Source organism: Bacillus sp. IS1 (assembly GCF_032461585.1).
Taxonomy (GTDB): domain Bacteria; phylum Bacillota; class Bacilli; order Bacillales; family Bacillaceae; genus Bacillus; species Bacillus velezensis.
In genome coordinates this window covers 47074-66644 of the sequence record NZ_JAWCWR010000003.1, presented here as the reverse complement: position 1 = coordinate 66644, position 19571 = coordinate 47074, and the positions used below count along the sequence as shown (strand labels likewise).

The 19571-nt window shown below is 36.7% G+C and carries 15 protein-coding genes; 8 read left to right on the top strand and 7 right to left on the bottom strand.

The window, feature by feature from the left end:
• Nucleotides 1–60 precede the first annotated feature (60 nt).
• From RUW00_RS13630 to RUW00_RS13620, 3 genes are all read left to right on the top strand, one after another.
• Nucleotides 61–6939, top strand: coding sequence for a phage tail tape measure protein (locus RUW00_RS13630; RefSeq protein WP_315956644.1), 6879 nt, complete (start codon nt 61–63; stop codon nt 6937–6939).
• Between the two features lie 97 nt (nt 6940–7036).
• Nucleotides 7037–9616: a phage tail spike protein gene (locus RUW00_RS13625; protein ID WP_315956664.1), complete on the top strand. Its 2580-nt coding sequence runs from the start codon at nt 7037–7039 to the stop codon at nt 9614–9616.
• A 91-nt stretch (nt 9617–9707) separates the two neighbouring features.
• The gene (locus RUW00_RS13620) at nt 9708–10439 is read left to right on the top strand and encodes a hypothetical protein (RefSeq protein WP_104678859.1); all 732 of its coding nucleotides are present in this window, start codon (nt 9708–9710) and stop codon (nt 10437–10439) included.
• Nucleotides 10440–10550: 111 nt separating this feature from the next.
• Here RUW00_RS13620 and RUW00_RS13615 read toward each other — a convergent pair whose 3' ends face one another.
• Nucleotides 10551–10916, bottom strand: coding sequence for a DUF1433 domain-containing protein (locus tag RUW00_RS13615; RefSeq protein WP_110085160.1), 366 nt, complete (start codon nt 10914–10916; stop codon nt 10551–10553).
• 50 nt (nt 10917–10966) lie between these two features.
• Between RUW00_RS13615 and RUW00_RS13610 the strand changes: the two genes are divergently transcribed.
• Nucleotides 10967–12382: a hypothetical protein gene (locus RUW00_RS13610; protein WP_013353313.1), complete on the top strand. Its 1416-nt coding sequence runs from the start codon at nt 10967–10969 to the stop codon at nt 12380–12382.
• Between the two features lie 13 nt (nt 12383–12395).
• Nucleotides 12396–12701 carry a hypothetical protein gene (locus RUW00_RS13605; RefSeq protein WP_017417545.1) on the top strand — a complete coding sequence of 102 codons (306 nt, stop codon included), beginning with the start codon at nt 12396–12398 and terminating at the stop codon, nt 12699–12701.
• A 54-nt stretch (nt 12702–12755) separates the two neighbouring features.
• On the opposite strand, the gene RUW00_RS13600 is transcribed toward RUW00_RS13605, so the two are convergent.
• Nucleotides 12756–13058: a hypothetical protein gene (locus tag RUW00_RS13600; RefSeq protein WP_014417471.1), complete on the bottom strand. Its 303-nt coding sequence runs from the start codon at nt 13056–13058 to the stop codon at nt 12756–12758.
• A 125-nt stretch (nt 13059–13183) separates the two neighbouring features.
• The gene (locus tag RUW00_RS13595) at nt 13184–13423 is read right to left on the bottom strand and encodes a helix-turn-helix domain-containing protein (protein WP_095353220.1); all 240 of its coding nucleotides are present in this window, start codon (nt 13421–13423) and stop codon (nt 13184–13186) included.
• 136 nt (nt 13424–13559) lie between these two features.
• Between RUW00_RS13595 and RUW00_RS13590 the strand changes: the two genes are divergently transcribed.
• Nucleotides 13560–13871 carry a hypothetical protein gene (locus tag RUW00_RS13590; RefSeq protein WP_017696936.1) on the top strand — a complete coding sequence of 104 codons (312 nt, stop codon included), beginning with the start codon at nt 13560–13562 and terminating at the stop codon, nt 13869–13871.
• Nucleotides 13872–13885: 14 nt separating this feature from the next.
• On the top strand, nt 13886–14281 hold the full coding sequence (locus RUW00_RS13585) for a hypothetical protein (protein WP_315956643.1): 396 nt from the start codon (nt 13886–13888) through the stop codon (nt 14279–14281).
• 1882 nt (nt 14282–16163) lie between these two features.
• On the opposite strand, the gene RUW00_RS13580 is transcribed toward RUW00_RS13585, so the two are convergent.
• The 4 genes from RUW00_RS13580 to RUW00_RS13565 all read right to left on the bottom strand — a co-directional run bounded on the left by RUW00_RS13580 (nt 16164) and on the right by RUW00_RS13565 (nt 19169).
• Nucleotides 16164–17393: a tyrosine-type recombinase/integrase gene (locus tag RUW00_RS13580; RefSeq protein WP_315956642.1), complete on the bottom strand. Its 1230-nt coding sequence runs from the start codon at nt 17391–17393 to the stop codon at nt 16164–16166.
• Nucleotides 17394–17397: 4 nt separating this feature from the next.
• Nucleotides 17398–17919 carry an ImmA/IrrE family metallo-endopeptidase gene (locus tag RUW00_RS13575; protein ID WP_061046890.1) on the bottom strand — a complete coding sequence of 174 codons (522 nt, stop codon included), beginning with the start codon at nt 17917–17919 and terminating at the stop codon, nt 17398–17400.
• A 66-nt stretch (nt 17920–17985) separates the two neighbouring features.
• Nucleotides 17986–18558: an SHOCT domain-containing protein gene (locus RUW00_RS13570; protein ID WP_061046889.1), complete on the bottom strand. Its 573-nt coding sequence runs from the start codon at nt 18556–18558 to the stop codon at nt 17986–17988.
• A gap of 245 nt (nt 18559–18803) precedes the next feature.
• Entirely contained in the window at nt 18804–19169 is a 366-nt protein-coding gene (locus tag RUW00_RS13565) for a helix-turn-helix domain-containing protein (protein WP_061046888.1), read from the bottom strand.
• 164 nt (nt 19170–19333) lie between these two features.
• Between RUW00_RS13565 and RUW00_RS13560 the strand changes: the two genes are divergently transcribed.
• The gene (locus tag RUW00_RS13560; protein ID WP_179960591.1) at nt 19334–19561 is read left to right on the top strand and encodes a helix-turn-helix transcriptional regulator; all 228 of its coding nucleotides are present in this window, start codon (nt 19334–19336) and stop codon (nt 19559–19561) included.
• The last annotated feature ends 10 nt before the right edge of the window (nt 19562–19571 follow it).

Here is a 19571-nt window from a genome sequence, read left to right as displayed (position 1 = left end):
AATTTTGAGGCACTTCTTTTTTTTATTTGTAGAAAAATTACTAAGGAAGTGAAAGAACAAGTGTCTCAAAATTTAAAAATTGTATTAACTCCTGTGGCTGACACATCAACTAAGACAGTTCAGCAATTAAATAAAGATATATCCACACTTCAAAATAAAATCAATCCATTGAATCTCAAAGTAAGCTTTGATGACAAAGTTCTTAGAACTCTTGAAAGGTTTTCAAGTGCTTTTAAGCAAAGTGAAGAGGCATTAAAACACCTTAATCAGACAGTCAAAGAAAATATTACTGAGACTAAAAATGCAGATGGTTCTATCACTAGGCTTACACAGCAGTATAAGCGGAGTGGTGAAATCCATGAGAAAACTCGGACAATCATAGACAACTCAACAAAGAGTTTGGAACGGGAATCAAAAGCAGCAAGTAAGCTCGTGCAACAAATGGAGCGTCTTGGCCAAGCTCAAAAGAAAGTAACGAAACAAGATGCAACTGGTCGTGTCACCGGAACAGTGACTAAATATAGAGATGAGTTTAAAGATGTCACCCATAGCACAGATAGGCACGGGGCAACTTTAGCTGTTAAAACCACAGAAAACTTTGACCAGCAACAAAAGGCAATAGATAAACTAAACCAAAAATTAGAGCAGCTTAGACAAAAAGGCCAACTATCCTCAACAGTCCTCAATAGACTATCCAGTTCAATTAACGCCGCAAGAACAACCTCTCAAATAGATCAGATCGCTAACAGAATGAAACGCTTGGATGACTCTGCAGCATTAAAAGCTAGAACTAAAGAGTTAGAACATCAATTAAGCCTGTATCAAAGACAAGCTAAATTAAATGTTAAATCTTTGACGGATAGGTATGGAACATCTATCAGTCCTGAGAACTCCAGAGCATTGCAAAACTATATTAATTCTGTGAATCAGCTCAATGTAAAGACACCAAATATTACTAGACAGATGCAAAGTCTTAGTATGCAGTTTAGAGAGATTCAATCTAATGCAAGCTCATCTTCAAGACAAGTATCTAGTTTTGGTGAGAAATTAAAGCAAGCTTTTACTGGAATGCCTGCTTACATGCTAGCCGGTTCTGCTTTATTTGGTGGGGTTACTGCTCTTAAATCAATAGTTTCTCAGGTTGTTGAAATTGATACGCTCATGACAAACATTCGTCGTGTAATGGATGAACCAGACTACAAGTTTAATGAGCTTCTACAAACGTCTATTGAATTAGGGGATTCCCTATCAAACAAAATCACCGATATTCTCCAAATGACTGGCGATTTTGGACGTATGGGTTTTGATGAAAGTGAACTGTCCACTCTAACAAAAACTGCACAAGTCCTTCAGAACGTCTCCGATCTCACCCCTGACGACACAGTTAACACTTTAACTGCCGCAATGTTAAACTTCAATATTGCTGCGAATGATTCTATTTCAATTGCGGATAAGCTTAATGAAGTCGATAACAACTATGCTGTAACTACAATGGATCTAGCTAACAGTATTAGAAAAGCTGGTTCAACAGCTTCAACTTTTGGTGTTGAATTGAATGATCTAATCGGATACACCACGGCCATCGCAAGTACCACTCGTGAATCTGGGAATGTGGTCGGTAACTCATTAAAGACGATATTTGCACGTATCGGAAATAATGAAAGCTCAATTAAAGCTTTAGATCAGATCGGAATTTCTGTAAAGACTGCGGGTGGAGAAGCTAAGTCAGCAAGTGAGCTGATTAATGAGGTAGCAGCCAAATGGGATACGTTAACTGATGCCCAAAAACAAAACACCTCTATTGGTGTTGCAAACATCCATCAATTATCTCGATTTAATGCAATGATGAACAACTTCTCCATTGCTCAGAATGCAGCCACCACTGCGGCTAATTCCACAGGTAGCGCTTGGAGTGAACAACAGAAATATGCAGACAGCTTACAGGCAAGATTAAATAAACTTCAAAATAAGTTCACTGAATTAGCTGTAGCATCAGGAGATGCATTTATTAGTGATGGTTTAATTAATGCTGTATCTGTAGTTGGGGATCTTCTGAAAGCTGTCACTTCAGCTGTAAAGGGTGTCGGATTCCTTCCAATTGCTTTTATGACAGCAAACTTTGCTGTAGTTGGCTTTAATAAGAATATGCGTTTGCTTCAAACAGCAATGATTTTTGGGGCGAATTCTTTAACTGAAGCCCAAAGAGCAACAATTGGGATAGAAGCGGGAATGACAAGAGCTACAATTGCTACAAGGTCATTTACTGTTGCCTGGAGAGGTATGTTGGCATCTACAGTAGTAGGCGTTGCCTTCGCTGGTATTGGTTTTGCTTTAGAAAAAATAATTACAGCATTCGCTGATGCAAAGAAAGCAAAAGAAGACTTTGAACAAAATCAGCAAACCAACATTGAAGCTATTACAACCAACAAAGACTCCACAGATAAACTGATCAAACAGTATAAGGAGCTTCAAAAAGCTAAAGATTCCAGAACCCTTACTTCTGATGAAGAACAGGAATACCTTCAGGTTACACAACAATTAGCACAATCGTTTCCGGCTTTAATTAAAGGCTATGATTCTCAAGGTAATGCAATTCTAAAGAGTAATAAGGCTTTAGAAGAGGCTATTAAGAATACCAAAGAATATCTTGAGCTCAAAAAGACAGAGGCAAAAGACGGTGCTAAAAAGACGTTCGAAGACGCTTCAAAAGGAATCGAAAAGTCTAAGGAAGAACTGAAGCAGTATGAGAAGATGGCCAAGGAATATTCAAAAGGCAAGAATTTCTGGTCTTTCTTTGAAAGTCCTTTTTCAGATGAAAATGATTATAAGTTGGAAGCTGATAAAGCACAGCTGAATATAAATCGGGTACAAAAGGATATCTCTAGTGGTAATGCAAAAGTTAGGGACAGCGTACTATCCATTGCTGAAGCTTACAGTAAAATTGATATTAGTAATACGTTAAAGGCAAGTCTCACTGACATTGTTGATAAGCTCACTCTAAAAGATGACTTGGATCCAGAGGATCTTGAAAAATTCTCTTCTGCATTGGGTAAACTCCAAGAGAAAATGCAAACAGCATTGAACTCAAACGATGAAAAAGCATTTGATAACGCAAAAAAAGACCTACAAACTCTTTTAGAGACCTATGCTGACTCTGGTTCATCAATTGATGTCTTTAAGTTGAGTTTTGATAAGGCACAAAAGAACATTAAAGATGGAGACAAAGCCGTTTCATCTGTTAAATCTGAAGTTGGTGATTTAGGAGAAACTCTTGCTGAGGCAGGTAATGAAGCTGAAGATTTTAGTCAAAAGCTAAAAAAAGCGCTTGATGCAAATGATGTCAGTCAGATTAAGGATCTTATTAAAGAACTCTCAGAAGGAATAAAATTTGGCTCTGTTCAAGATGTCCTTAACGGAGATGTTTTTAATAACACCAAAGAACAAGTTGCCCCTTTAAATGAACTTTTAGAAAAGATGGCTGAAGGAAAGAGCATTTCTGCCAATGAAGCTAATGCTCTAATCCAAAAAGATAAAGAATTAGCCAAAGCAATAAGTTATGAAAATGGTGTTATAAAGGTTAACCGAGATGAAGTAATTCGTCAGAGAAAAGTTAAACTTGATGCGTATGATGACATGGTTCGGTATAGCAATCACCTAATGAAAACCGAGGTTAACAACGCTATTAAGACCTTAAACGCTGATACGTTAAGGATTGACAGCCTTAGAAAGCTTCGCAGAGAGCGTAAGCTCGATATATCTGAAGCTGAATTGTCTCAGCTTGAAGTTAAATCAATTAATAATGTAGCTGATGCGAAGAAAGAATTACATAAGATCGAAAAACAAATGTTACAACCTGGTGGGTACTCGGATAGTGAAAGATCCCAGATGGATAGTGTAAGATCAGCTATCCAGGCCTATATCTCAGCATCAGAAGAAGCTGCATCTACCCAGGAAACAAATAAACAAGCGTTAATAGAATCAGGCACTTCCCTTGAAAAATGGACAGACGAGCAAGAGAAAGCTAATGAAGAAACCAAAACATCTACTTATGTAACTGATAAGTATAAAGAGGCTTTAGAAAAGGTATCATCTGTAATTGACGAACAAAACAAGAAGTTAAACGACTATGCAAAATGGTCTCAAAAATACAGAAATAACCTAAAGAAAGAAATCAAAGAACTCCAACAAAAGAAAAAGCTTATGCAGGAGCAAGCCAAACTCCTCAAGGATCAAATTAAGTCAGGGAACATTGCACAATACGGTATAGTTACCTCTTCCCTTTCCTCTGGTTCATCTTCTGGTGGTTCTTATTCTTCGGGTGGCGGGTCTTACTCCGGTAAATACTCCAGTTACATTAATTCTGCCGCAAGCAAATACGGTGTTGATCCAGCTCTAATTGCAGCTGTAATCCAACAAGAATCAGGATTCAATGCAAGGGCTCGTTCTGGAGCCGGGGCTGCTGGTTTGATGCAGTTGATGCCTTCCACTGCTAAAAGCTTAGGTGTGAACAATGTTTATGATCCTTATCAGAGCATCATGGGTGGCACGAAATATTTAGCCCAACAACTAAGCAAATTTGGTGGCAATGTTGAGAAAGCACTTGCTGCTTATAACGCAGGGCCTGGGAATGTAATCAAATATGGTGGCATCCCTCCTTTCAAGGAAACGCAGAATTATGTTCAGAAGATCATGTCAAATTACACTAAGTCAATGACTTCTGCTAATTCCTCCATTGCAAGCTACTACACGAAGAACAGTGCGTTTAAAATAAGTTCTAAATATAATGCGAAAGATGGCGCTTACCGATCAACTCCACATAAAGGTATCGACTTCGCAGCAAAAGCTGGAACCGCAATTAAATCCGTTCAGAGTGGAAAAGTTCAAATTGCTGGCTATAGTAAAACTGCCGGTAACTGGGTTGTCATTCAACAGGATGATGGAAAAGTTGCTAAGTATATGCATATGCTTGATACCCCTTCTGTTAAAGCCGGTCAAACTGTTAAAGCTGGCCAGACCATTGGTAAAGTTGGCAGTACGGGTAATTCAACAGGAAATCACCTTCACCTGCAAATTGAGGAAAACGGAAAGACGATTGACCCTGAGAAGTATTTAAAAGGTGTCGGCACGTCTATTTCGGATGCATCTCAAGCTGAAGCAGAACGACAACAAGCAATAGCACAAGCCAAATCCGATCTTCTCTCCCTCCAAGGTGATATCAGTTCTGTTGGAGAACAAATAGAAGAGCTTCAATACGAAATTGTACAGTCAAAGCTTGATGAGTTTGATAAGCGTATTGGTGACTATGATTTGGCAATTGCCAAGAACCAAGCCTTAGCAAGTCATTATCTGTCAGACAGTAAACAGTTTAGAAAGTATACTGCAGAACAGAAAAAAGCAATGGCTGAACAGCAAAAGATTCAGAGTCAAAAGGTTTCATGGATACAAAAAGAAATTTCAGCTAATAAGAATTTGAATTCTGCCCAAAAAGCTCAACTTAAAGAAGAGCTGAAGCAAGCTAAAATAGACCTTATCAACTTTCAAGAGCAAGTAAGGGAATTGCAAGGGCAAATAGTTCAATCTAAAGTAGATGAAACTTTAAAGTCAATTCAAAAATCATCAAACAAGACTGAATCCAAGATCAAAGACGTTGACAATAAAATATCAATGACTGAAAAAGACAAGGATAAGGTCAAATATTATAGTCAGCAAGTCAAATTAGTACAGCAACAACAGGCTGAGGCCAAAAAATACATCAAGCAATTAGAGGAACAAAAAAAGGCAGCTAAAGGATTTCCAGAAATACAAGAGCAAATTACAACTGAGATCGAAAACTGGAAGGATAAACAGAAAGATTTTAATCTGGAGCTTTATAACACCAAAAAGTCGATCAAGGACATCTATAAATCTCTTGCTGATGAAGTTGTCTCCATCTATAAAGAGATGTACGAAAAGATGCGTGATATTGAATTAAAAGCGCACCAAAAAGCTACGCAAGACTTGATTGATGAGATTGATAAAACTGATGATGAAGCTAAATACCAAAAAGAGCTCAAAGAAAAGAATCAGGCTATTCAGGAAACCAAAGAAAAGATCAGTAAATTATCACTTGATGACTCAGATGAAGCTAAATCACAGGTTAAAGACTTAGAAAAGCAGCTTCAAGAACAGCAAGAAGCATTAGATGAGTTTCTTAAAGATCGTAGCAATACGAAACGTAAGGAAGCACTTCAAGACCAACTTGAAAAAGATCAGGATGCCATAAATGACAAATATGATAACCTGACAAATGATGAGAGAGAATTCAAGAAAATTGAAGACAAACTCATGAACGGGAAAATCACTGACATCTCTAAGCAGCTTAATGAATTCTCTAAGTTCATTAACAGCAATATGGAGTCCATCGGTAAGAGTATTTCTAATAACCTCATTGATAAGCTTAAAGAAGCTTCTAATGCCTTAAATACCGTTGTCAAAGGCAATACCACTGGTCAAAAGGTTGCCAGGTTTAAAACTGGAGGGCATGTAGGTAAGCTACCAGCGGCGGGTGCTCTCGCAGTAGTGGATAGTGGAGAACTCATCTTAAATGAGTCAGACACCAAAAACATGCTTAAAGCAGTAGACACTGTACGTGAATTGTCGGAAAAAGATTTAAATGGTGCCCCTTCTGCAAAGCCCGATTTAAGTAAGTATAAAGATTTCCTTAGTGATGTTTCGTTTGTTGGTGGTAAGTTTGGAATACCAAGTTTAAGTGCAAACGTTAAAACTAATGTTCCAGATTCTCTTGTTAGCAACAAAACAGAGACTTCTACAGTAAACAACGACTTTAACTTTACAGTAACCATTAAAGAAACTGGGAATCCTCAGAAGGCTGTTGATTTAATGTACAAACAATTTACAAATGGCCTCAAAAACAAGGGGTTAAATTTCAATAACTCGTGAGTCGGCTAAAACGCCGGCTCTTTTTTTAATTTGAATGGAGGTTTTTTAATTGAGAATAAGCAAACACACTGAAGTGAAAGATCTTCGATTAGCATTAATGAAACCCAATAGGAAGAAGATAGGGAACATAGTCGATAAATTCAATGAGACAATCACAATGAACTATGGGAAAACCCATGAGTTGTCTTTCTCTGTTCCTTTGAAGTGGGGATATTTCCACAGATACAAAGATAATCCTTTATTAGAATTATTGAAACCATGGTATCTTATTAAAGCTGAATTTTATGGGATGACAGAGTGGTTTGTGATAACAAAACGAACAAAATCAATGAACGAGGATGGAGCTTCTTACATATACGAATGCAAGTCTTTGCCTTTTTTGCTTACCAAATACAAAGTGCGGAGATTTGAAGAAACGTCGATTAATTTAAAAGAAGCAGCTAATTCTTGCCTTAAAAACACTGGATGGAAAGTAGATCATATTGATTCAGAATTGAATACTAAGTATAGACAATTTGATGTTACATCTTCGACTAAATTAGATTTATTGTATACCATATGTGAAAAGTTTGGTGCAACACCTCTTTTTAATACAGAAAATATGACAGTGAGTTTTTATAAAGATACTGATAAGGGTACGTACAAAGGATTATGGTTTAAAACAGGCCAGTATATAGTTGACATAAATGATATAGAAGACACAGAGGAAGTTACCACAAGACTATATCCAACAGGGAAAGACGGAATAGGCATTAACTCGGTAAATCCGACTGGGCAAGCATATATAGATGATTTCTCATACTTCCTTTACCCATTTAATCGTGATGAAAACAGAAACGTAATCCAAAAAAGTAATTACATGTCGAATGAGCTTTGTCATGCTATCCTGGATTACAATTTGATTGTGAATGAACAAGGGAATAAATTTCACCTGTTACTTGAACAACAAAAACAAGTCGAAGAAAAGAAAACAGTGCTCAAAAATGAACAGTACACCCTAGAACTAGAAAAACAAAAGATATTAGACCATATTGAAGTAGCTAAAAAAGCAGGGGATGACACTAAAGAATTAAAAGCCCAATTACAAATGAAAATTCAGGAACTTGATGCCAAGATTAATCAGATTGCTATCTTAGATAAAGATAAGGAAACAATCCAAAATTCTATTTCTGAGCTTAAAGAAACACTTAAATTTGAAAAATATCTTACAGACGATCTTAAAGAAGAACTTTCAGTTTTTATTCTGGAAGGAGAATGGTCGAATGATAGCCTATTTGATGAAACTGAACTTTATGAAAAGAGCATAGAGGAGATGGAAAAGAGAAATGCGCCACCAATTAACATTACCTTAGATGTAGTTAACTTTTTCAGTTGTATTTCTGAATCTCATAACTGGGATAGGTGTTCACTTGGCGATACTGTCAGAATCAGGTCAGAAGAACTGAAGACTGATGTGAAAGCTCGACTTGTTACATTTAATTTTGATTTTGCTCAAAAGACAATGGATGTAACAATATCAAATGGAAAGAAGATTAAAAGCGATTTTGAAACCATCAGTAATATGATGTATACATCTATAAAAACAAACACGGATTATAACAAAAGAAAAATTGACTGGGAGAATGCAACTGAAAATTTCAACATTAGGAATGACAGAATAGCTGTAAAACCTGACCCTCCAATTATTAAAGGTGACGGCACGGCTATATCCCATACAAACAATGATGACGGATCAGTAGATATCACAATAGAATGGGATTATCCAACTTCTGATGAAGACAAGTATAATATTGATGGATTTGAATTGTATCTATATTCTAGCAACGATAAGGATGAATATGTTTTCGGCTCAAAAATGGCAAGTGAAGACCTGAAGAATGTAAAGTATGACAAACGAGCTGCAGCGTTCACAGGGTTGCCCTCCAATAAATACTACACCATTGGTATTCAAGCCTATCGAAGAGTTGATGCAGATATAGAGATAACTCAATTCATTGGATCTGACATCGTAAAATCCCTTCATCCAAACGAAAACCCTTACCTCCCTTCTTCTACTGTAGAGGTGAGTGGAAACCTTAATGGAAAAGTAAACAATTTGTATACTATATCATCAGTAGCGAAGCCTGAAACTCCAGAAGCGGGAACGATTTGGATCGATCCAAAGACTAATAAACAAGAGCTTTTTAATGGCGAAGAGTGGATTGTGTCTTCTGCGGGATCGGCTGATTCATTAAATGGTTACACGACTTCAACGCTATCCACGCCTAATTCAATACCTGTACGTAATGACCAAGGAATCATTATAGGTTCCATAGATGGCAACGCTGAGTTTCTTGGGGGTAAACTACACTCAGAATATGCGCTATCCTCTGATGTTCCTCAGATGGCTAAAGGAACGTATGTGGGTGATGGAACAATTAGTAAACAGATATTGCTGCCTTTCACTCCAACACATATGAAAGTGTGGCCAGTGTCTCCTAATGATTCTATGCTATTAATTGATGAGACAGGGGGTTATACGTATCAGATAAATGAAATAGGAATATCCCTGGTTGGGGGAAACTCTACATACGGAAGCATAAATGAACTAGGATTTATAACAGGCTCAGACAGCAATCAAAGAGGGAATAAATTAAATACAAAGTACATCTGGGAAGCATATAGGCATGTAAACTAAACAGGCGTATCCTTATCGGATACGTCTTTTTTTTGTTGGAATAGTGAGTGAAATAACCGATAATAAGTAAAGATGGGAAGGAGAGGTTAATTTGTCAAAAAAGAAAATCATACTTCTAATATCAACACTTAGTGTTGTGGTAGTTGGTATTATTCTAGCTATAACAATTCCGATGTACCTAAACAGATTAGACACCAGTAATTTAGACGCAATTGCCGAGAAAGTGGGAAATGATAAGGGAGTAAAGAAAAACTTTAATCAAGTGTGGATGTCTAAAACCGATAAATCCAATGATAAAGTATACGACTTATCTTTAGCAGCTAAACCATCTTTCACATCGCTATCAGATAAAGAAAAGTTGCTTAAAGTGGGTGAAGCAATGGAAGTAGCTCAAAAAAACTCTAATTTTAATAAAATAAACTGTGGAAAAGATAAGGTTTGCTCGATCAGTCGTATCTATATTTTGCCGGCTAAAAATGATAAAGCGGTCAGTTATGAAGTTGCTTATGATCTATTAAACAACCCTGAAGAAAACACTTTACTAATAAAAGATCGTGTAGACGATAATCCTGAATCAACTGGTTTCCAAAGAAGAGAAGTTACATACAGCGAAAATGATGATGAACAGTCTGAAGATGAAGAATATCAGGAAAAGAAAATTGCTATTGGCATGACTAAGCAGGAAGTTATTCAACTTAAAGATTGGGGAAGACCTATGTCTATTAATAAGACAACGACAGCATCAGGAATAAACGAACAATGGGTTTACGGCAGCAGATACCTATATTTCGACAATGGAGTATTAACAACAATACAAGAATAAAACAGCTCTATCCTTAATCGGATAGGGCTTTTTCTTTCGGACATTTGAGTCTAATCTAAACATAGACCACACAATAAATAAACCCCTCACAAATAACTGTGAAGGGTTTATTTAATACTCGCATACTTTATCTTCGCATTCCGGTTTTCGGGTAGCATTTACTTTGAATACTCCAACTTCATCATTTGCCTTATCGTATATACCCCAAATTTTTTTGTCTTTGTTTCCGTTTAAATAGCCATTTATTGAAATACCACCCATTGGATTTATTTCATAATCATTGGTGTAATCAATTGACTGGATATCTTTATAGTTTGTTTCAATAAAATCCTTCATTCTTTTTTTAGCCAAAGAGTACAACTCTTCCTTTTGCTGAGTTTCTTGGGCTTCCATTTTTTTGTCGTGTTGTTCCTTCATAAATATCCCTCCAAGTGTTATAATAACCAGAGCTATAAGGATAATTATGTATTTTTTCATAAAACCATCCTTTCTGTCTTACATTTTACATGAAGGAAGGGGTATTGTACATGAATACAAAGACTGACATACCTAATTTAACAGATAAAGAATACTATTTCCTGAGTCAATATACGTATGATGATAAGAGTCTAAAAGAGAGTTATGTAAATAAAGATCCTATTGAGACCACATCTAATAAAGCATTTTATGTAGATAAAATCAAAAAAGATCCAGATACAGGGCTAGATGTATACGTCTTTGTCCAAGCCAAGAAAAAAGAAGGTAAATGGGTAAAACCAAAAGAACCAGAAAATGTCGTTGTAGGTTTTCAAGGAACAAATCAGGAACAAATTAAAGCTGATGTTATAAGTGCTGATGGCGGCAACGTAGTCATGGGTAAAGACCCGAAAAAGAAAGTCCAATACATAATGAAAAAAGATGCATCTGAAAACTCTAAAGCTATTGCCAAGTATAACGGCAGTATGGAACAAGCAATGATGATTAAGAGTGGAGAATACAAAATTGTCACTAAGACATCTCAATTTGATCAAGGTGATAAGCTCGTTGCCAATGAAGTGAAAAAGTATGCTGGCACTAACACAGTGATTTCGACAACAGGTCACTCACTTGGAGGGGCAGATGCGGAATACGCTGGTGTAAACAATAGCGTTTACAGTGTAGCTTTTAACAACCCTTCCATTGTTAAGCTGCATGATGATGAAACACAAAAGAAAATCAGAAATGGCGAATTTGATTTGTATCATAAAGCAATCATTAATCCTGATGATATGGTGGGTTCAGGTTGGTTTTTAGAATACGACAGACACAACGGAACAACTATATACACGAAAGACCCAAGCATCGCACGTCAAGATCGCGCTAACCGGCTCAATACATCTTTGGGTATTACTGGTATTTTAGGGAGTCTTATTACTTCATTCTATGGCCAAGCATTCGCTAAAAATCCTGATACTCATAGTATGATTGACGCTAACTTTAAATTTGATAAGAATGGTAATATCCAGAGTGTCGATGGCAGCAACGGTGTTTATAACCAGAATATCGAATCGTTCTCATCTTATTCAGGTATGAATGGGCAAACCATTAAAGTGGATGCTAAGTATGCAAAAGAACTGGCTAAACGATTACAGGCAGCTATCGAAGACTTAAAAACAAAGAAACAAGCAATTGAACGATTCCCTCATGATCACAGCAAAATGGTTTATGACGTAAAATCTATTTGCGGAAAGAGATTAGGAGAATTTAAGGATCTAGATCCAAGCGATGTTGATAAAGCTGTATTGTTTCACGCACCTTATGTGAAAGATGGGGCAACATTTTATGACTCAGAAGAACATTATCAGACTGAGGCTTCTCTTCATTATTTAATTAGAGATTTAGAGGATATTAGTGAGTTCATTGTTAAAATGGCTGAAGATCTAAAAGATAAGGATGATGAATTAGCAAGCTGGTTACGGTTGTAAGGGGGGATTTAAATTGCCATATGGAGTTAATATGGATGCAGATGAGTTTTACAGACGGTTACAACAGAATGAGGAATTAAAAAAAATTGTGGGTTCAAGTTTAAAATCCCATTGTCAGAGCCTAAAAGAAGACATAAAAAACGCATCAGATTTTTCTTCAGCACAACAGGTTATAGCTGAAGTGTATATTGCTTTACTCTCTTCATTTGAAGGTAAAGCTAAAGAAGCATTAGTACAAAGGCTTAATGAAAATGCAACAATGCTTACCAATGCCACTGAGAACAGAAGTGCTTTTCTGAGAAGTATTAAGACTAAATAGTTAAAATAACCCTTCACAAATTGTGAGGGGCTTTTTTATTGTCATTTGTGGCAATCAGTTTTTCAATCGACTTTCAACATCAAATAATCGCTTATTCAATAGCTCTGTTTTATTATCTACGTTCTGTATGTGTTTAAGGTGAGCCGTAATATCTTTTGGCTGGTTCTCTTCAAGGCGGTCTAACTTAACGTTAATCTGATTGAATTCCTTCTTTGTATCTTCTCTGAATTCATTCATTTCCTCTTTAAATTCGTGCATCTCTTTTTTAAATGACTTCAAATCAGAAGCCACACCATCAATTTTGTTATCAATTTTCTTAATCTCATCTAATATTGCTTGAAGCATATTGTTTTCCATCCCATTCACCTCTCCGTACAGTATAACAGCAATCGCAATACTTTTGATTGTCCACATTATGGACAATTGAATATTTCAATGGTTTTGTTTAACGAATTTTAAAAAAATAAAAGCAATACTTTTGCTTAAGACTCTTCGGAATCATCCTCAATAAATTCAATGATATCTTCAATTTTACAATTTAACACTTTGCAAATTTTATTTAAAGCATCAACGTTTATAGACTTTACCTTTTCATCTTCTTGTAATTGTTCGTTGTTTACCCATTTGCTAATTGTATTTGGTCTGATTTCTGTTTTTCTAGAAAGCCAGTACATTGTTTTATCTTGTTCATTCAAAAGCTTATCTAATTTAAATTTGATCAAGAGTATTCACCTCAAAATAATAATACCACAATTCAATGCAAAAAATAATGAGTTTAACGCTTGACGTTAAACAAATGGTGATATATTATTAACTCGTAGGGTTAAACAAATAGTGATTAACCAGAGGTGATAACATTTGAAACGAATAACCATTCGTAGAAGTGATTTGGGTGACTTTCCAGCAATGTTGTTTTACAAGCAATTCGCAATTTCTGGCGAAGATGGTCAAGTACATCTGTATCAAGTCCTTAAAAGGAAGGATGGGAAATACGACAGCATCCATTCAGTATTCTTGGCTGAAGACATCAAATACAAAAACCTCAGAAGCTTAACCAATGCAGTAATTGATAAGTTGCTCAGCACACGATTATGGGATGCTCTCATTGACAATAGGGAGCTTGTTACACCGGAAGGCTATCAGATTCTTGATAAAAACAAAACTTACTAAAGGGGATAACGACAATGCAAATTAACCGTCACACTGTAGGAACTAATGTAGCAAGCTTAGGGACAATCACAAACGAACAGCGTATTGAGGACATGACGAATCATTTCAATTACTTCAGAGGGAAGATGTTTGAAGAAGAAAACAACTTCATTGAAACATACGACGATGGAAAGCCTAAAAAGCGTTTCAAAATCTTCACAACTATGACAATACCGGTTTGTGTTGAACTTGATGCGAAGGATGAACAAGATGCAATTGAAGCGTTAGAACAGACTGGAGAAATGGGCGTTGATTTCCCTCATATCATGTTGGATATGGGGGGAGGTAAAACAGTTATTCCAACTGTAACAAACAATGTTTTTTACATAGATGAAGATTCATACGCAGAAGAAGTGGAAGACCATGAATAAAACAGAATTACATAATGAACGTTTCTGTCAGGTTGTATTTGGAGGATTGATCGTAGTTGTACCAGCGTTAAGTATATTGGGTATAGCGTGGTTTGGGTGATTAGGAAGAGTGTCACCAGCACTCTCCTAATCTGATAGCAAGTACTATGCCATTCCATTGTATTCAAAAGTAAGTGAATAATCAATATTTAAGGGGGTGATATTTCATAAGAAAACCTCATGTAAATATGTAGGGAGGGTTAGCATTGGGACGCGCCGCCTCCTCTACATGCGTCGTATCACTACAATAGATCGGATTATTATCAAAGGGGGTAGCGTTTTGCGAGCCCCTTAAAACTGAATACAGTCAGTCTATACTCCTGAATTAAGGTGTTGTCTTTAGTGATGCCTTTTTTCGAAGGCTCCAATATGGCGCCATCGCCACAAGTGGCGAAAGAGACTGCCGTGGAATGCTCTAACACACGTAAAACTTGACAGGGTAGTGACTCAGCCGACGCAATAAATGAGGATAGGATGCCTTCTGTGTTTCCCTATTTACACATGCATCTGAAAGGCGAAAGCTGCCATTAAGTGCTGACGAAGGAAGGGTGTATCGTTTCTGACGATGCAGGACAAGCCATAAGTAGGAGAGTCCAATTTTGGACTTCCAAACCTGTTAGGGACACTTGACACAGTAGGCTTGTTTGGGGAATAACCAACGGCAAATAGGGTGAACACACGGATACCACAAGTTGATATACAATCAAGTTTCAGTCGCCTGCCTGAGTTTGTTTATTTTTTTACAAGCAAATTCAGGCAGACAACTTGCCCAGCCGTTGTCCACAGTCTCAACCAATCAAGCAAAAAATCAAAAGAAAAGTCAAGACAAATAACAAAGAAATTTGTGAGGTTCATAGTGAACCTGGCAAGGTGTAGTTCATGATGAACCAGACCCTTAACCCTTTGGTTAAGTATATATGGTTATTATCTATATACTTAAATGCCCATCGGCTCCCCAGAATTGGGGAACGAAACAAGTGAAGAGGTCGTCACAATTTGTGACGAGACTCAATTCACATCATAAGGGAGGTCGTACCCAAAACGTATACGACCTTGTATCACTCGTTGACAAATTAGCAACGACTCAATCCACGACCACAATAAGGTCGTAGACAAAACAACCACGACCTGAGCGAAGTAATGTTTTGATCAGCTGAAACGAACAATGTTCAGTGCAGGTTAAAGCTGAAAAACTAATAAATAGGTATGAATTGATTGTGACAAATTGTCACAATCAAGAATTAATAGAAGACCTAAAGAATGTTTAGGGCTAGTCAAAGCTAATCGGAACATTATTCCTATCGAAATCAACCAATCCATTTTTGGAGGCGTCAAAGGATCGGAACATTATTCCGAACCTAGTGTGCTGCTGTCCACTCTATATATTCTAAAAATGCGACGATTAACTTTAAAAAGAATTCGGAAATTCGGAAAGATGAGTAGATAAGAATTGATTGCCGATAATTTCGGTGAACAGCAGATATCGAATCGTCAAATTGCCGAATTGTGCAGCAAGTGTTTTTGTGTCACCATGGAGTCACACGAACATTTTAAACTACTTAGAAACAACAAATATTAATCAGGAAACTAAATACTATGAACCCTTATGTGACAGGGGTTTAGGCGATTTTTTAGGATTGTTAAAGATTAGTCAGAATACGTGTCTCGTCCTTGACAGGGTAGAGGTCGCTGGTTCGAGCCCAGTCGGAATCATAGCCAAAACCCTTGCGTAGCAAGGGTTTTTTACTTTGCTTAATTATTAATTTTGTCATCATTCATCGAGTTGGGGACGAATTGGGGACGAAATTATTTTTTTGAGCTGATTTTGAAGGGGAATTCAAAATCAACTCTGTTTTTGTGCTAGGTTTCTAGGATCGAACTGGTTAAAGTGTTTTACTGTGCTATTTTCGAGTTTCTCGGTAACATGACCATAAATATCACTAGTTGTTCGAGCACTGGCATGTCCAGCTCTTCGTTGAATAGCACTGAGACTTTCGCCAGCTTCCATAAGGAGAGCAACCATAGTATGCCGCAAGTCATGAAGACGAACATCTTTTAGACCGTACTTCTTTTTTATTTTAGTCCATTTTGCGGTAGGGGTTGTATAGTAGTAAGGTTTTCCTTTACCACTGTGAAACACATATTGATGTTCTCCGCCTTCCCATGCGTCGCCAAGCAACAATTTTTCTTTTTTCCATATGCGATAAAATTTAGCCAATTCATTCATATAAAAATCAGGCATTTTGACGAATCGTTGAGAACTTTTTGACTTTGGGCTTTTGACATGAGGCTCTCCGTTAATTGTTTTAGAAATTGATCTATTTACGTATATTCCACCTTTGTCCCAATCTATATCCAAGTGCCATTCACAGGCAAGAGCTTCCCCTCTACGAAGCCCCCCGATCAGAGCTGCAAGATAATATAAGCGCCATTTAATATCTATTTCATACAACACTTTAATACATTCAGCTGCTTCGTCAGATTCAAGAAAGTTCATTTCTTTATTCTCAGCTTCTGGCGAACTCAATCCCTCAATAGGATCGTCTTTTATCAATTTCCATTCCTCTGTGGCAGTTTTAAATAATGCTTGTAAGATTTTAAAAATATCTTTGATTGTTTGATCACCTAATCCGCCAGGCTTTCCATCTTTTCTAGCCCCATCTTTAGATAAATCATCTATAAAATCAACAATATGAAGGCTTTTTATTTTGTCTATTTTTTTATGACCTAATGCTGGAAGAATGTGATTTTTTAAGTGATTTGAATATTTAACAGATGTTGTAAAAGAGTAAGGCTTACCATTCTTATTAAAGAGTTTCTTTTCAACCCATTTTTCTGCAAATGAATCAAAAGTGGATTTTTCCGGAGCAATATACTCGCCGGCCTCTACTTCAATTCTGAAACGGTGCAGCTGGTCCTCGAGATAATCTTGTAATTTCCGTTTAGTCTTTAATAGCTTTGGATCTTCTATACGAATTGTTTTCTTTCTCCTATCCCTTTTACCTTTGGCATCGTAACCATTCTCAACAATTAATCTAAAAGAGTTTTTTCCACGGGGCTCTATACTGGCCATTTGGCTACCTCCTAACATTCAATTTACTTATTTGATGAAGATTTTTATGCCAGAGAGTTGAAAACTGTTTTCTGTTGAATATTTCTAGCCGTTTAGCGGCCAAGGAATATGTCACATTGAATGTATCTCCTATTAATTTAATGGCCTCTGATTTAAGACGGGGCAGTTTCAATTTTATGAGCATGAACGTTGGTACGCAGAAGTGATACATGAAACTGTTCGCCTGGTATTCCTGAAGCTGCCTGAACATTCTATTCATGTGAAATTGGTTTCCAGTATGTTTTAAGACATGGCATAGCTCATGAACAAAGTCTTGCCACTGTTCTTGTGGAGAGGCACGAGCATCAAGGACGACGCTATATTCACCGTTAATCTGAAACATGCAGCTTTCTCTTTGCTCATAATGCAACCAGATACGAAATGCTGCGGCAATCCTTTCTAAATCAATGTCTTCAGGAGTCTCAATATTTAATTTGTAATAGATTTTTTTCACTTCTTCTTCAAGATACGATAACTGGATTGACATTAAAAACACCACCATGCAGGGAATGTATGTTCTGTTTTTGGTGTGAAAGAAAAGCCCATAGGGCCACTATAATTTTAAAAGCTGCTTTTTTTTCGCTGTAAACTCTTCTTCTGTCAAAAGACCTTCTTCTTTTAACTCAGCATATTTTCTAATTTCTGAAGCTATCATGTCAAAATCAGATAAATGCTGGTGAGTAGACTGGGCAGGGGACGGATCATTATTTTTTTGAGCAGTTTGTATTTCTTTTCTCACGTAGTTGACAAACTTATCATGATCCCCTTCTTGAATTCCCTTAATCAAGAATTCCTCTTTATGGGTTTTGAGATCTATCTGAAACCCTGTAAATGTTTCCTTTAAGATGGTGATGCTCGTAATTTCGTTATATGACCAGCTGATTATTCTATGGGCACCAGCTTTATCTGCAATATGATATAAGTTTTCTTTGGTAGCAATAAGTAAACCTTGAGTGCCGAATTTTTTGTCATTTAACACACCGAATATAGCTTCCATTATTACTTGGTTTTTCTTCCCCAATAATGGCTGGGCTGCATAATAAGTTTTCCTGAAAGCCCCTGAAGCTCTGCGTTTTTTTCCAAAGGCACTGTTATATACTTCCTCATTAGTGAACAAAAACGCCAAATTAATTTCCCCTTTATATGTAGTCACGGCTGAGTTTGTCTTTCTTTTTTTCTGATCCATTCCAGTTTGAATACTGAAGCAATCCAGAAGAGGACGATTGCTGAATCCCTTGATATAACTGGCTTCAACCTACTAATGAAAAATGCTTTCCCGTTCCAGTTCGGTTCTAATCCCGATCCAATCCCGATCTTATTAGTAAACAGAAATAACATAATAAATAATATAAATAAAGGTTTCGGCAGTTGTTACTTTTTAGGCTTGCGGCCTTCGCGTTCTTCTTTCTCTTTAAGGTACTTAATAAAATCAATTGCTTGTTTTTGACTTTCTTCTGAGAAATCACGAGCTTGTCTAAAGGCGAGTTGTAAATCAGGATCATCAAAAAGGTCAGTATTAAAAGCATTAGGTTCTTTGCCGGTTAGGAGATAGTCAGTAGTTACACCATACAGCTTTGCAATTCTCACAAGCATCTCGCCATCCGGTTTCCTTAAGCCGTACTCCCAATTCGCATATGTAGACATTGTTTTAATGCCCAATTTTTTTGCGACAAAAGATTTGCTCCAACCTTTTTTTTCTCTTAATTCAGTTAGAATTTTCCCTGTTATATTATCCATTATTATACACCTTTTTTCATTTGGTGTGTAAATTTTAACACGGTTTACACACAACAGATAATAACTTACACAAAAAGAATAAAAATATATTGACTTACCCTTATTGTGTATATTATTATGAGTTTAACGAGTTACACAAAAAGAGTAAGGTGGTGAATTAAATAATGTTAGAAAATTTACGGGCGACTAGAATTTCTCAAGGAAAGACCCAAACCTTTATGGCTAAAAAACTCGGATACAGATCTGTAAGTGGGTATGCGAATATAGAAATGGGTCGTACAAAACCAAGTCTTGAAAAAGCACATCAAATATCCAAGTTGTTGAATAAAGATGTAGATGAACTTTTTTTTGATCAAAAGTTACACGTAACGAGTAAAGAGCACACTGCTTAGGAGGCCGAGT